The organism is Staphylococcus sp. Ze2 (assembly GCF_048568365.1).
Classification (GTDB): domain Bacteria; phylum Bacillota; class Bacilli; order Staphylococcales; family Staphylococcaceae; genus Staphylococcus; species Staphylococcus xylosus.
In genome coordinates this window covers 1,641,911-1,657,319 of the sequence record NZ_CP183486.1, presented here as the reverse complement: position 1 = coordinate 1,657,319, position 15,409 = coordinate 1,641,911, and the positions used below count along the sequence as shown (strand labels likewise).

Here is a 15,409-nt window from a genome sequence, read left to right as displayed (position 1 = left end):
AAATTCCTCCTAATATAATTTATGGCGATGACTGCTCTGTCATGACCATATTTGATTATTGATTTGATTGTTTATTATTTTTATTCTTGAACGTTTCCCAAATACCTGTAGCCATGAGTCCACTTATTAACCCTGCTAGTAAACGACCAGCTACCGATAACTCACTTACAATTTCTGGTATAAATATTGTTATGCCGCCTATGAGTATTCCAATTACCATTGAAACAATCGGTATAAAGTTTTTAGGTATTGTCTTCGTTCTTTTAATAACTTCCGTTAATGCGATTGTGATAACTGAGATAATCCCAGCAAATGCGATAATTTGTTCCATTTATAAAAACCTCCATTTATAATAAAAACAGGACGCTGAGAAACGCCCTGTGTTGCATTGAGAAATGTATTTACCTGTCGTTGTGCATAATAAAAAGCCACCCCGTTAGGAATGACTTAGTGTTTTATTCTTCTTCCCATGACCACTCATCTGTAGCCATGATATCTTGTGCTTCAGGAGCATCTACAATTTGTACTTTATCATTGCTTTCTAAATCATGTGCTAATATTTCGGCATATTCTAAGTGACAAATTGTTTTACTACCGTCTTTATTCTTACGCCAATACTTCGTGTTATATCCTAACTTTTGAAAAAACTCTAAATCTGCAATTACAAATTTCATATTATAGTCCCCATCTTTCTTTTTCTAGTTTATAGTTGTGTTGTATTTCTTGGTCTGTAAGCACTTTGTCATAAATTTTCATTGAGTATAATTCATGTTCAAATCTTCTATAGTATGCCTTTGAGTCTCCTTGACCTAAAAATACTGTTAGATTTGTTTCCTGTGGTGTAGTAATAGTAATGTCATTTAAAGGTTGTTCCCCTAATTTTACTCCATTTACGTATAATATTAATTTACCGTTCTTATCAACTGTAGACACTAAATGAAATTCATCACCGTATTTATAGCCCATTGTTTTACTAAATGCGTATACGCTTCTACCACCTTCAGAACCATAATAAGTAGAGGCAGAAATAATGTATTCATCAGAAGATGCTGTGTTATTATCTTTTAAAAACTGTAGCCAAAATCTACCGTATGTTTTAGAAGTCATAAAAATTTCTGACCCTTGCGTTATAAGTTTATCTGACATTTTTAACGTCATTTCAACTGAAAATTTTTGACCATTGTTAATTTTCTTCATATTTAATTGACTTGTCGTTCCATCTGCGTGCTTTAATATAGGAATAACCCTATCGTCAATACCATCAAATTTTAATCCTTTGTTATAACCACTTTGAGAATTATATAAGAAATTAAAATGCTGTGCATTTTCAGTAGTCCTACCAGTTAAGTCTTTAGTTACACCTTTATTTTCATCACTATTCTTTATACCATTAAAGTCATACCATAATACCAAACCATCTTTAATAGGGTTAGGATATAACAACTCATTGCCTTGATATATGAATGGGATATTTTTATTTCCTAATTTAACTTGTGACATACTTTACACCTCACTTATGAAATACAATGTGTTACTATCTTTAGTTGCTAGTTGGTTGTATTCATCTCTCGTATAGATTTTAGGAGGTGCTAGTAAGGTGTCTCCTTTGGGTCCTTGTTCTCCTTTTAATTCTTCTTTATCTTCATCTGTTAAATCTTCAAAAGTTAGCTTTTCCCCTTTTTCTCCTTTAAATAATTCAGGTTGTTCATTCATTATTCTTTTAACTGCATCATCAACAATATTAACGCTTATTTCTTTTTCTATTGCACCCTCAATACCACTATCTTTGATGTCAAATGTGAAGTTAGCCACATGAACACTTTGTTCTGCATTTCTTAGAAATAACTTAGCTTTGATTTGACCAGCATGTGCTATAACGTTGTTTGGGATGTTGTACTGTAAAATTCCTTTATCTGACATAACTACTTCCAAAGGTTCATCTAACCAAATTGACCCATCGTTGTGGAACAAGTCCAATACTGGTTTTAAATTCGTATTATCTAAATTAAAGGCAGTCTTGCGATGATTTATAAATATTCTCAAAGCTGCGCTTCCTTTATCCTCCGTATAAAAATAAGTGTCTGAATTATTTATACTCATTTTTTCTGTATCTATATTTGTGGTAATGTCTTTATTTTTATATATTCGCATTAACTTTCATCCTCCATAATAAAAAGCCGACCGAAGTCGACTTACTCTAAATGTTATTTACAATCTCCAAACCAAAAACATTGCCAAAAGCTACCACCTAATATGAATTTGAACATGGTTTTCACCTCCTTTAAATACCTAGCCAGCTTCTAACTAATGCAATAATTAAAGAACTAAACAATGTAAAAATTGTCCCTATTATTAACCATTTAAGTTGCTTAAATTCTTTACGACTTTCTTCTTTGTGAAGCCTTTCAGATTCCCTCTCTTTATTTATGGAATCTAAGGTAAAATCCATTTTTTGATTTGTTAATTCTTGGGTGTGTTGACCTCTTTCGATTTCTCTTAACGAGTTATGAAGTTTTTCAATAGCGTTGTAAACTTCTTTTCTATCTTCTTTTATTGTCGTTTCTATATTCCTAAATCGTTTATCGTTATATCTGTCTTTGTCCTCTAAGATACCAACCCGTCGCTCAATATCTTTTGTTCCATCCACACTCAACATGCCACCCACTTTCTATAAAATAAAAACCACAAGCCTAAGCCTGTGGTTGTTCTGGATAATCTTCACCAGTGATTTCTGTATATTGTTCTTTAGTTAAACAACCTAATTGAACATAGGTTGCAATATCTTCGTTAGTGTAACAATTGATATCGTAAAACCATTTAATACTGTCGAATGATGGATACATATTAATTTTCTCCTTTCAATTTAGCAATCTCTATCATTGCATCGGCTAATTGATTTTGTGTTTTCTGAACTTGAACTGCTGTTTTAGCTAACTGCATTTGTGTTTGTGCTAATTGCATTTGTCCATTTGACGGAACATAAGGATTATTAACTGGGAGCGATTCGTTGTATTCTTCTTTAGTAGAACCTACCCACTCATTACCATCAAAATAAAAAGGACTATAAATACCCTCGGGAGGTGCTGTTTCAGTCCATTCGTCTTGAGGGTAATCAAATTCGCCATCTTCATTTTCAAAAGCTAAATACGGTGTACCGTCATATAAAAACACTTGCTTAAATTCCATTTTATTACCTCCTTAATCTGTCCATTCAATTTGCCCATATACGTAATCACTCGATACCCATCCCGAAGAATCTCCACTGACATAGAATTTCGTTTCTCCACTTGGTCTCATAACTATCCACCCATTAGGATAATTAGTAGGGATTCTGACTGGGAATGTCTGTGCAGTTTTGACAAATCCTGAGGGTAGATTGAACAATAGTTGTCCTGGGGATATGTTAGAACCGTTAATTCGTACCATCTTTTTAGTTTGAGTTCCATTGACAACTATTCTATAAGCACAATCAAATCCAGCGTCAGTGGTTGCTTTATATGCTGTGTTACTCAATGCTCCATTTATTAGAGTGAATGAAATCCAACCAGTGTCAGTAGGTACTCCCGTCTCCATCCAATTTGACCAAGTTTTGTTAAAGTATTTTATAAACCTTCTAGGAGAATTGTAAGGTCTATATTCAATCATTTTTGAAGATGCATTATCTCTATGAAAAACTGTAACAAATCCGTTATAACTAACTCCTTCGGGTGAATTTGTTGATACAGTTATATAATAATTACCAGGCATTAAAGAATCTAAGAATTCAGTATTACCCCAATCTTTACCGGTCATATAGAAAGTTCTTCCATCATCATTAACAAATTTATACTTTTGCCACTCTAACTTCCCTAACTCTTCATCAAATATTTGAGGTGATAAGAAACCATTATCCTCAACTGTTCGATTGAATTCAATAACTTTAGCGTCTACATGTTCAGTGGCTTCTGTAGAAATCATATTAATATTATTCACTGCACTTGAAGCTATATTTTGAACACTCGTCTTAGCATTATTAGACACCGTTGTTATATCTTCTGCAGCATCATCTTTGACTTTAGTTAAATCAACCTTAGCCTGTGCAATGTATGCTTGAATATCTGATTTACCACTAGCAACAATAGCATTTAATGTTTCAATCCCTTGTTGTAACACTGATTTCATTTCTGCAACGTAATCTGCACCGTTTGCGATTGCTTCTTCAATATCTCGTACTTGTTGTTCAATCTTCATTTTTAATTGGTTGAACATTCTAATATATTCAATCTTAGTAAATGAAGATATTTTATTAATAAGTGCGTCTGCAACTTCAAAAGAGAACTCTCTAAATACAGCTACTTCATTGTATTCAGCTTTCCCACTTACATTATTAACACCGATATAAACTTGGCCTTTAACCTTTGTAGATGTGGAAGCTTGTAGAAACTCTTTATCCAAAGTGATCGTTACTATCCCGTTATTAGAGTCTTCTATATCTAACTCGATTACATCTGAAGCACTACCATTGTCTGATTCGAAATAAGCATATGCTGTTAAGTTATTTTCATGAATCAATAAAGGTCCTTTTGCGTTATTTAATTGGAATCTTAATATTGCTGTATTTTCATCTAAATTATAAAAACCAACCCCTAAATCAGAGATTGGCTTTAAATAAGATTCAGATTTTAAATTGAATAAAGCTTTTTTATCTATACCATTATTCACATGATCACTCCTTATTTTACTAGTACGACTGCTACACCGTAACCTTTTTCATTATCGTATGGTGTAGTTATTTCTAATACTCTGTAGAATCCGTTGTTATTATCTTTCGTACCAATACCTTTTTCAGGTTTGATATAGTCGTTAGTTTGTACTGTAGAATCAATTCTAGTAAAGACTTGACCCATAAGTCCTACCACATTCCACTCAGGACGAATAGCACGAGAGATATATTCTTCATCCTTCTCAGTGTAATCAGGATTAGGAATTTCTACTTCAACTTCTTCTGAATAAGTGTTTCCTTCGTCATCTTGCCATTCTTTAGTTACCCATTCAGTTAAAGTTACACCGAATTCATCTTTTAAGAACTTATCTTTATGGTGGAACATTTGGTCACCGAGTACAACTCCAGCTGTGCCTGAAATAATTCCAATTGGCGTATCGTTTGAGTTAGCTTTACGGATATATCTTCCATCAAGTGTAACCATGTAACCATTAGGGATTTCTTGTCCTGATTGAGATTCAAAGTACTCCGCATAGTCACCAAAGTTTTGCCCTGCTGTGATAGTACCTTTTGATTTGACACTCCCTGAAGTACCTTTGACTTGGAATGTAGTATTCTCATACTTAGCACCATCTGTACCGTAGCCCATAGCAAACATGTAGTTATCTTCAGTTTTAACTCCACGACTGTTTACAATCGTCTGACAATATCTACCCAATGAAGTTTCTGATTCTAACGAGTTTAATACTGCACTACGTGAACCATAAGCTTTAGATCCCGCACCAACCCCAGCTAACCAACTTCTATCACTGTAGGCGTATGAGTTACCAGTCGAGGCAATAACTGCCGAACGTTCGGCAATTGCACCCGAACCTGTTGAACCACCACTAAATCCACCTTTTACAACAGTAGGCACAACTTTATAAGCTTTGTTTGTAATGAATGCTGAATTAGTATATTTTTCAGCATTCACTCCAATAATCTCTGCAGTGTTGTTATACAATTCGATGCCGTTTCCTGTTCCTTGTCCTTGTAAGTTGGCATTAACAATACGGAAATCGTATATACCTCCACCACCAGCGATACCGACATTTTGAGATGAATTCCAAATATTAATGTTACTTAAAGTAATCTTCTTACCTCTATTAGCTCCGCCAAATATCTTTATATCTGCTTGTGAGTTCTTAAATCCAGTAACATTAATACCATTTAACATGATGTTTTCACTCATGAACTGTACCGCAATAGCTGGTTGACCCGATGTGAATTTACCATCACCAACTGCACTAAAGTTATTAACTTGTACATTTCTATAAGCTGAGATAATTAAAGCACGTGGTGTTGTATTTGGATAAACTTTATTGTCATATGGTTCAACTGCCGTACAATTGTTTAATACTAAACTATGTGCTGTTTTAGATTTAGTGTCTCCAGCTCTGTGATGTCCGATGTGACGTAAGTTATAAGCGCGTGAATCATGAATAGACATATGATTACTAATTAGCACATTATTAGGTGCTGATGTAGGAGCATGCGCTTTAACCTCTATACCACCATAGTTCATTTCAGTCATATTATTGTCTAACATGACATGTTGTGAACCGTCATCAATTTCAATACCGTTATTATTACCTCCACCAGTTGTATGATGTGTATAGTTGTTGGTAATAACTAAGTACCTTGAATGGTGGGTTGTAATACCATCGTCGCCAAATTCACTTGCTTCACAGTTATCAATGTGGATATATCTACTTTCTAAATCTTCATTTACTCTTACGCCATCACCTTCATAGAAATAAGTATCACTAGCGTAAGTTATGTCAAATCCATGTAATAAGGCATCTACTGATTTAATATTACTTGCAAATCCATGTTTAACCCCTGCAAATCTTACATTAGAGGATAACGAACCGCCAGCAGCTTTAAACGCTTTATCTTGCCTCCACTTATTACCGTTAACTGTAAAGTCTTTAATGCCAATGTTATTTGCATTACCTGTCATATCTTCATTAGTAATTACAATATTTTCGGCGGGTGTTTCATCTGCAAACTTAATTATAGTGATATCTTTTCCTTCACCTGACAACACTGTATTATTTGGCATTTTAATACCGGTAATTTTATATGTCCCAGCAGTCATATGAACATGGACATTACCACCTCTTAAAGCATCTTTGAATGCTTGCGTAGAATCTTGTTTGCCTGTTGGATCTGCGCCATAATCATTGACGTTTACAATACGTTCTATCTTTTTATTAAGATAATTAAAGTTTTCTTCCATCTTGTTTTTAATGATTTCAAAGTCATATTTTAAACGTTTGGATAATATAGGTTGATTAGTACCATCTAGAGCCGTTCTACTGTCCTTAAGTTCTTCGATACCATCGCCATTATGACCTATAATTAAACCTTCAATGCGTCCATCTTGATTTTGTAATTCATCATGAACATTTGTCAGCTTATAGTCTATTTGTTTCGCATTGTGGGCATGTTTTTCATCTGATTTATGATGTTCGAAATTCTTTTCAAAAGTGTAAAAACTATCTAGTATGTTTTTGAAATTATAAATCGTTTTATATCTCCACTGTTGACCTATTTCAATAGGAAAATCTAAAAGTAATCTCATATGTTTAGCTCCTTTTTTATTCTAACCAAGTAAATTCCTGATATACCCAATTTGTTTTAGATTGATCATCTGGATGTACAAAAGCCATGACTTTCCCGTCTTTTAAACATTCAACTGTTATTGGGTTTCTATAACTGTTTTGTCTAGCTGGGAATGATTGGTTATCAGTCACAAAACCAGTTGGCAATTGCGCTATTTGCATCGATGAACCAGTGATGTTACCAACGTTTAATCTTATTGAACGAACAACAAAACTTTTACCGATTGATGAATTACCCGCTCTGACTTCTCTTATGGAACTTTTAAATCCTGTTGAAACAGCGGTATTTTTATTCTCGGGAGGTATTGATATATCTACCCAACCTGTATCACCTATTATATTTGAAACTTTTTCGTTAACGACATCAATCAACCTATTCATTTCATTGATTTTGTTGTTTATATCAGATATCGAAATATCCCCTTGAAGTGCGTCTATATGGGTAACTGGATAATAAATTTCACCCTCATTGTCTTTTAAATATCTGTGATTAACTTCATTCATTTACCATTGTCACCCCCACAATGTCAGAGTAGTTTTCAGGCATAGTAAAAGACGACCCACCAAGTGAACCGCCTTTGACTAAGTTATTTACTTTTTTAATGTTTCTGTTTATACCTTGTTGTATTTTTATAATATCTGTTGGTGAATTGCTGAAATCAACTTCAATTGGTTCATTTACTAATGGATGCGAAGCAGTGAGTTTAACAACTTTTAAATCTAAGTTATAACCTAGTGGTTGATGTATAAATCTTATTGTGTTGTTCTCTTTTATATCATTGTGACCAATGTAATGCTTTTCTTCAACGGAACCTAAGTAGTTAGTTGATACCTCAACAGTTGGTTGATCATTAAGCTCTGCTTTTATTTTCTTAAGTAGTTCATCTTCGTCTAATGCATTATCATCAAATACTGTAGGAGCTTCTGCAAAACCAAACGCGTCCATGTTCGGTGAAGGCCATTCTGCATAAGCATGATACATGTCAGTACCTTTCAATACTGCAGTGATGTTTAATACTGTTGATTTCTCTGTACCGACATACATACAAGGTTTTGAGTTTTTATAATCAATACCAGGTTTAGCACCTCTAAATACTGCTTTGAATGTGTGTTTACCTCTTGATAAATTTCTCGCGATAACTATTTTCTCACTCGTGGCTGTTTTACTATAACAATCATATCGTCCAACCAATTCATCGTCTAAATAAACATCAAGCAAACCACCTTTAGCCATTTTCTTCAACGTCCATTCAAGTCTTTCATTGCCATGTTTACATTCAAATGTTTTTGTGTAACTTGCTCCAACTACTTCTGTTCTCCAAGTGCCATCTTTGATGAAAGTACCCGAGTAACTTATATCTTTAGGTTTAACTGGATTGTAATTGTTTGTTTCAGCTTTTGTTTTCTTTTTACCATAGCCTTGAATATAAGTTTTAACATCCGTAGTAGTAACTGTAGCTTGTACTTCACTTGAATTATATTTGTAGATCAATGGTATATCTGACATTTGATAAAACGTTTCTTCATCATAGATATAAATTTTCTTATTGTCGGCAAAATAAATATAATTGAATAATTCTGCGCCTTCGGTTAGGAACTCCATGCCATTTTTATTGCCTAATTCATCAATCGCAACACGATTAGTGAATTTACCTCTTATTTCATAAGTGAATCCAAGTTTGTTACCTTTAAAACCAAATTCAAGATATTGTTCAAGTGTCATTGTGGGTTTGTTATCTTCATCTGTAGTTTCATCACTGTTCATTTCTTCATTTTCTAAATCTTTTTGAATATAATGGTTTTGAAACTCCATAAAAATATGTTTAGCAGTCACATCGTTAGATACAACTGCGCCATCATATTTAATAGAAGTCGATTTAATAACATATTCTTGATCTTCCCAAACTATCAACATTTCATTAAGCAAAGCATCGAATAAATCGGAATTTGAATAGGTTTTATAAATAGTGAAGTCAATTGAGCGTTCATTATTCTTTTCATAATTAAGTTTCCAAGAACCGAAGTCATAATCTACAAGTATTTCTCCAAACGTACCCTTTTTATTCTTTAAAACCATATCTCTCAATTTATTCACCTACCTATATATGAACGGGAATATCCATTGAGTTATTACATTACTAATATTCTCGCCTGTAATTTCAATTTCGTTAAAACCTTTATCCAATGTTAGCCATTGCCAATTAGTATCAATCCCGACACGTTTGTTATCAATGAAAGGATGCACACCATTTATAACTAATTGTTGACTTTTCTTGATACCTTTTTTGTATTCAAATACATCTGTTTCGGTACCGTCATTCAATTTTTTACTTGTTGATTTATTCTTAATTTTGAAACCTTTTGGTGCATCTATATTTATTAACAATTTGAATTTATGTCTTAACAATGGATTAATCACATCGGAGGAACCATTGTAAATTTTAAAACTTGTCGTATTATGTTTATACTTGATGTTATCATCAGCTAACACGCCACCTTCAAACTGCCAATCTCCACTAGATAAACTAAACTGATCAGTTTCTTTAAGTGATTCTGAATAACCTTTAAACACTACAAAAGTGACTGCGAACGTAGCAAATGAATTTGTTAAACTTTCGTTGCCATCTTCTGTACAATACACCGCATATTTCTTTCCAGGTAAATCAGAGTGCCAAACGTAATAAGGTTCACGTCTGAACAATAAACCTCTTAATTTTTGTTTAATCAGTCTTAAATCTTTGGTATCTTGACCCTTAAATGAAAAGTTTAATATCAAATTAAAAGGACCAAACGAATTTGGTCCCACTAATACTCCATCTGTTCCATTAACTTCGGTAGTGTTGGCTTTTACTTCGACACCTTCCTCAATGAAATCAAGAAACTTCAAGTTAGGTATGTCGGTTAGTTTTATGTTTATATCATCATTAAATAACTTTACTTCTTTTTTCAAATTATAAAGAACCTCCCATACTATATGCCATCATTTGCGCTTTTTTACCTTGTGCTTTACTTACATCACGTTCAGTAAAACCTTTAGGTTGTTCTTCAATGCTAGCATTACTTCTTACAATTTCTTTCAAGTAACCGTTTTGTGTTTGTAGCTCGTTAATCATTTGCATTAACAACTCTGAGTTGTCATTACTGTTACTTTCACCAGTAGATGGTGTGCGCATTTGATTAGGTCGTTTGTTTTTCTTATCCTTAATCTTACTTTGTGCATAACCAATTAACTTCATTGCGTCATTAGCACGTGCGGGGTCAAGTGGTACTACTACTTCTGAGTGTCCGTCTTCTGCTAAATTATACAGTCCTTCGCTGTTAATGATTCCACCTGTAGCATATCCACGTGTGCTACCAGTAGGACCCCAACCAGTTTGACCTCTAGCCATTCTACGTTTCCATGCCGATAAGTTACTTCTCCAAGAACTGTTATTAAAGAACGCCTTCAGTTGATGGAAACCATTTAAGATGTTGCCACCGTTCTTAGTTTTATACCCTGCAAATGTACCTGGTGTGTACTGTAACAATCCACGTGCGGCGTTACTACCACTGTTTACATCTTGGACACCTTGCATAACTTTAGGATTACCTTTTGATTCAGTATCAATTAATGAAATGATATCCTTAAGTTCTCCACCAGAAAGATTCACTTTCATTTGTTTGGCAGCCTTTTTAATATCTCCTGACCACTTACTAGCTGATTTTGATCCACCGCCATCGTTTTTCTTCAACCATTTAATTGGGTCAATTGGAACGCCGTTTTTCTGCACCTCAAAATGTAAATGTGGTCCCGATGAACGACCTGAATTACCAGACACACCTAAATAGTCACCAGGCTTAACATTCTTACTACCACCAAATGCATGTTTACTCATATGACCATAAATAACTTTAGTAGCACCACTTACGATGTCTACCATGTTACCGAAGCCACCATTCCAACCACTTCGGGCTGTTGCTTTACCAGATAGAACAGAATAAAGTTTATCGTAAATGTAGTTAATGTCTACGCCCATATGCGGACCAGCAAAAGGATAACCAGGCGCTCTACCATTCGGACTGAATGGGAAGTTTATACCTTTTGAAAGATCAATATAACCTCCATCGCCTTCACCTTCTAATTCTGTAAACCAACCTGAAACTAAATCTTTAAGCCCTTTTTTCAAACCATCATAAGCCCATGACATTGTACCGCCCATAGCTTCTCCACCGATACCAGAGAAATCAACACCAAAGTGTTTCATCACTTTACCGATTAGTTTACCTGGGTTTGTAGCGTAATCCATGACATCGCCAATAGCTTTACCGAAACTGTCTTTAGCTTTCTTAGCTTGGTCTTTTGTCCAATTCCACGCACTTTTAGAACCGCTTGCAATTGCAGTGACTGGATTCCAACTACCACCGCCACCTTTAGTATTTGTTGGTACATCGCCATAAACCTCGTCATGCTTTTTATGTTTCTTACCACGTTTCAATAGGTCTGTACCTGTACCTGTTGATAAATGAGGTCTTAACGATTTCGATTGCATACCGTTATGAACTGCGTCACCACGTCTAAGTCTTACAACTTTGTTACGTCCTTTTGGTTGAATCATCTTGCCGTTTCTACGTTGAATAATTTCTTTATGTCCACCAGGACCCTTAGCATTTCCAATACCTTTGTCGTTTACAACTGCTTTAGTAGAATGTTTTAATCTACCTTGCGAATCAGTTTGAACACTAGGACTTGCTCCTGTACCTGTTGATAATGGAGGTATTTTTTTATTGATAAGTTTTTTCTTCATTATCTTTTTAGACAATGCGTTAATACCATCAATCATTGCATTTAGACCAGCTATCGCACCATTAGCGACACCTTTACCAAGATCACTAGCAACTTTCTTAAATCCGTCTTTAGCGCCTTTGATAAACCCTTTCAGTTTATCTAACCACTCAACACCTTTGTTGTACATACCTTTGAATCCGTTGACTACTCCATTTTTAGCACCAGTCGCTAAATTAACAACGGATTTCTTCAACCCTCTCCACTTATCTACTACTGAATTTTTCAGATTCTGTGTAATATTCTTAACTGTATTGAATAGAGAATTAAAAATACCTTTAGCTCCAGACCAAAGTTGTCTAGCTATGCTTATAACCGTATTCTTAAGAATACGGAATAATTTGATTACTGCATTTTTTAATGCTGTTACAATATTCTGTAGGTTCTTTCTCATTCCAGAGAAATTACCACGTAATAAATTCCAAATAGCTTTTGCGATATTGACAAGTACAGTTTTCATAGTCTGAAAAATTATCGATACTGATTTTCTCAATCCCGAGAAAATTGTTCTAATTATGCCTGACATTATTCTAAACGTATTAGGCACTATATTTCGGATTAAAGCTACTGGATTAGTTACTGCTAGTTTGATATTCGACCAAACAGCCTTAGTAAATTTCCAAATGCTACCGAATATATTACGCATAAAGCTAGCAATCCATCCGAAGATTTTCTTCACTATACCCCAAATAGAACTAAGTATAGAGGAGAATGTTCCTCTTACAGAACCTAGTGAACCTGATACTACGGATTTAATTAATCCAAGTCCTAGCTTGAATATGCCAAATATTTTACCGACAAACCATAGTTGAACTAAGTTCCAAATGAATTGGAAAGCTCCTACAAATATTTGTTTTACGCCTTCCCACATTTTACCGAAATCACCAGTGAATAAGCCTATGAAGACCTTAACAATTCCCATTATTACATTTAAAGCTCCTGAAATTACTCCCTTGATAGCCTGCCAAGTTGAGACAATTATATATTTCACTAAAGCCCAACCTACAGAGAAAACACCTTGAATTATCGGCATGAAAAATTGTACTGTAGCAACAATTGCACCAAACACAGATTTAAATACTGCACCGATTCCCATTATAATAGGCTTGATTACTTGCCACATTGCTAAGAATCCAATTTTGATATTACCTAGTGCTTGCATGAATTGAGGACCATTCTCTGCCCAAAATTGACCGAACATCTTAGCCAATTGTCGACCGAATGAAGCAATCGCATTTCCAACCGGTGTTAGTACAGTCATAATTCCTGACCATAATAATTTAAAACCATTAACCACACCTGTAACCATACCGTTCACAATATTTCTAAACGTTTCAGATTTCTTGTAAGCTACAACTAATGCTGCGCCTAACGCTACCACACCAGCAATAACTAGTCCCCAAGGTCCAAGCATGAATGTTGCTGCAGTTCCAATTCCTTTTAACGCCATTCCTAATATTGGTGAAACTTTTGCTACATTTCCAGCGACAAGTGAAAAATATTTTAATATTCCACCCGCTTTAGTTATACCCACCATTATTGGTCCAAGTGTAGTCATAATACTACCTAGTGAGGCTGTAAATGCTCCTACAACTAATGCTAGTGGACCAATTGCAGCTGCTAACGCACCAAACGCTACTATCGTACCTTGTAACCAACCAGGTAAATTAGTTAATTTGGTTGCTAATCCTGCGATAGCGTCTGCTGCTTTTCCTATAAATGGAGCAACGACGTCTCCTATACTAATCGCCAATGATTCAACCGCAGATTTCATCTTACGCATCGAACCACCAATTCCGCCTTCCATTTCTTTAGCCATTCGTTTAGAAGCACCTTTTGAACCATCAATGGATTTAGTAAGCTTTTTATAATCTTTTTCTGATGCATTTATTACCGCCAATGCACCACTCATAGATTCTTTACCAAAGATAGTTGCTGCAGCTGCTGCTTGTTGATCCTTAGATAAACCACCCATGCTACTTCTCAATTGATCCATAACATCACGCATTGGTATCATTTCACCGTTACTATCTGTGATAGATATACCGAGTTCGTCCATCTTATCCTTCATTGCTTTAGTAGGTTTTGAAAGGTTAGTAAACATCGTACGTAATGCTGTACCAGCTTTTTCACCTTTTATACCAGCATTACTCATCAAACCTATAGCGATAGATGTATCTTGCACACTGTAACCTAATGCACCAGCTACAGGTGCTGCGTATTTAAACGCATCGCCTAACCCTTTTACATCTGTATTAGCTTTAGAACTTGTTTGTGCTAATACATCGGCAAATTTACCACTATCTTTTGCTTTCATGCCAAAAGCTGTTAATGAATCCGTAACAATATCACTTACTTGTCCTAAATCTTCTCCCGATGCTGCTGCTAAATCCATAACGCCGCTAATACCAGACATCATCTGCTTTGAATCCCAACCTGCAAGTGCCATATAGTTGAGTGCATCTGCTGACTCACTCGCACTAAATTTAGTTTTAGCACCCATTTCTAACGCTTTATCACGTAGTGAGTTAAACTCTTTACCAGTAGCTCCAGATGTCGCTTTAACTTTACGCATAGAATCATCGAAATCTATACTAGTCTTCGCAGCTAAACCAAATCCAGCTACAACTGGTGCAGTAACATACATAGACATTGAACGACCAACACTTTTTATTGATTCGCCCACTTTGTTTATCTTGGGTCCCATTTCAGTAAAACTCTTACCTAACCTACCGAAACTACTATTAGATACTCTAGCAGCTGCTTGAGATTCCTTTTGAAAGTTTTTAAATGAATTAGTTGTTTGTTCTAACTCATTTTCCAAATAATTCAAAGTATCAGCTTGCTTGTTGTACTCTGTTCGTAACCTTGCAGCTTTTGCGCTATTTGCGCCTTGTTCTTGTGCTGTCTTTTGATATTGTGCACGTAGTTCTTTAACATTATTCCTTTGTTGTTTAGTAGCGCCATCTAACTCACGAATTCTATTTTTATAAGAAGTCATAGACTTCTCAGAATTCCTGAAATTGTTTCTAGATAACTTCAAATCAGAGTTCAAAGTTTTAAAACTACGTCTAACACCTGCAAGTGTCGCGCCAACGCCCATATCTTTCATAGATAAATCTATTTGAAGACCTTTTATTCTTTCTGCCATTGTTCCACCTCCTTACTTACAGATTGCTAATAAAGCAATCAAAAGATACAAGCAGTCAACATGCTGTC

General features: G+C 35.0%; 13 protein-coding genes and 1 pseudogene. All 14 read right to left on the bottom strand.

Going from position 1 to position 15,409, the window contains the following annotated elements; all coding sequences use genetic code 11:
• Positions 1-55: 55 nt before the first annotated feature.
• A complete protein-coding gene (locus ACM591_RS07790; RefSeq protein WP_017722743.1) occupies positions 56-331 on the bottom strand; it encodes a holin in 276 nt (91 codons plus the stop codon).
• Between the two features lie 124 nt (positions 332-455).
• Positions 456-674, bottom strand: coding sequence for a hypothetical protein (locus tag ACM591_RS07785; protein WP_326030410.1), 219 nt, complete (start codon positions 672-674; stop codon positions 456-458).
• Position 675: 1 nt separating this feature from the next.
• A complete protein-coding gene (locus ACM591_RS07780; protein ID WP_418354358.1) occupies positions 676-1,500 on the bottom strand; it encodes a LamG-like jellyroll fold domain-containing protein in 825 nt (274 codons plus the stop codon).
• Positions 1,501-1,503: 3 nt separating this feature from the next.
• Positions 1,504-2,151 (bottom strand): BppU family phage baseplate upper protein, encoded by a 648-nt coding sequence (locus tag ACM591_RS07775; protein WP_326030412.1) that lies wholly within the window; start codon positions 2,149-2,151, stop codon positions 1,504-1,506.
• Between the two features lie 130 nt (positions 2,152-2,281).
• Positions 2,282-2,647, bottom strand: coding sequence for a DUF2951 family protein (locus ACM591_RS07770; RefSeq protein WP_029376964.1), 366 nt, complete (start codon positions 2,645-2,647; stop codon positions 2,282-2,284).
• 43 nt (positions 2,648-2,690) lie between these two features.
• Positions 2,691-2,843, bottom strand: a complete 153-nt coding sequence (locus tag ACM591_RS07765) for an XkdX family protein (protein WP_326030413.1) — start codon at positions 2,841-2,843, stop codon at positions 2,691-2,693.
• Between the two features lies 1 nt (position 2,844).
• Positions 2,845-3,186, bottom strand: a complete 342-nt coding sequence (locus ACM591_RS07760) for a hypothetical protein (protein WP_326030415.1) — start codon at positions 3,184-3,186, stop codon at positions 2,845-2,847.
• A 12-nt stretch (positions 3,187-3,198) separates the two neighbouring features.
• Positions 3,199-4,701, bottom strand: a complete 1,503-nt coding sequence (locus ACM591_RS07755; RefSeq protein ID WP_418354357.1) for a hypothetical protein — start codon at positions 4,699-4,701, stop codon at positions 3,199-3,201.
• 11 nt (positions 4,702-4,712) lie between these two features.
• Positions 4,713-5,918: a peptidase G2 autoproteolytic cleavage domain-containing protein gene (locus ACM591_RS07750; RefSeq protein WP_418354444.1), complete on the bottom strand. Its 1,206-nt coding sequence runs from the start codon at positions 5,916-5,918 to the stop codon at positions 4,713-4,715.
• Positions 5,919-6,260: 342 nt separating this feature from the next.
• A pseudogene (locus ACM591_RS07745) lies at positions 6,261-6,983 on the bottom strand (glycosyl hydrolase family 28-related protein); the annotation flags it as partial.
• 361 nt (positions 6,984-7,344) lie between these two features.
• On the bottom strand, positions 7,345-7,749 hold the full coding sequence (locus ACM591_RS07740; protein WP_419749105.1) for a hypothetical protein: 405 nt from the start codon (positions 7,747-7,749) through the stop codon (positions 7,345-7,347).
• Positions 7,750-7,864: 115 nt separating this feature from the next.
• The gene (locus ACM591_RS07735; protein WP_418354355.1) at positions 7,865-9,454 is read right to left on the bottom strand and encodes a prophage endopeptidase tail family protein; all 1,590 of its coding nucleotides are present in this window, start codon (positions 9,452-9,454) and stop codon (positions 7,865-7,867) included.
• Between the two features lie 9 nt (positions 9,455-9,463).
• On the bottom strand, positions 9,464-10,318 hold the full coding sequence (locus tag ACM591_RS07730) for a distal tail protein Dit (RefSeq protein WP_418354354.1): 855 nt from the start codon (positions 10,316-10,318) through the stop codon (positions 9,464-9,466).
• A gap of 1 nt (position 10,319) precedes the next feature.
• Complete coding sequence (locus tag ACM591_RS07725; protein WP_418354353.1) at positions 10,320-15,341, bottom strand: phage tail tape measure protein; 5,022 nt, start codon at positions 15,339-15,341, stop codon at positions 10,320-10,322.
• Between the last annotated feature and the right edge of the window lie 68 nt (positions 15,342-15,409).

Excerpts from the sequence above, each read along its gene's own strand:
- ACM591_RS07790 (WP_017722743.1), bottom strand. The coding sequence starts at position 331 with ATGGAACAAATTATCGCATTTGCTGGGATTATCTCAGTTATCACAATC.
- ACM591_RS07785 (WP_326030410.1), bottom strand. The coding sequence starts at position 674 with ATGAAATTTGTAATTGCAGATTTAGAGTTTTTTCAAAAGTTAGGATAT.
- ACM591_RS07780 (WP_418354358.1), bottom strand. The coding sequence starts at position 1,500 with ATGTCACAAGTTAAATTAGGAAATAAAAATATCCCATTCATATATCAA.
- ACM591_RS07775 (WP_326030412.1), bottom strand. The coding sequence starts at position 2,151 with ATGCGAATATATAAAAATAAAGACATTACCACAAATATAGATACAGAA.
- ACM591_RS07765 (WP_326030413.1), bottom strand. The coding sequence starts at position 2,843 with ATGTATCCATCATTCGACAGTATTAAATGGTTTTACGATATCAATTGT.
- ACM591_RS07760 (WP_326030415.1), bottom strand. The coding sequence starts at position 3,186 with ATGGAATTTAAGCAAGTGTTTTTATATGACGGTACACCGTATTTAGCT.
- ACM591_RS07750 (WP_418354444.1), bottom strand. The coding sequence starts at position 5,918 with ATGTTAAATGGTATTAATGTTACTGGATTTAAGAACTCACAAGCAGAT.
- ACM591_RS07740 (WP_419749105.1), bottom strand. The coding sequence starts at position 7,749 with ATGAATAGGTTGATTGATGTCGTTAACGAAAAAGTTTCAAATATAATA.
- ACM591_RS07725 (WP_418354353.1), bottom strand. The coding sequence starts at position 15,341 with ATGGCAGAAAGAATAAAAGGTCTTCAAATAGATTTATCTATGAAAGAT.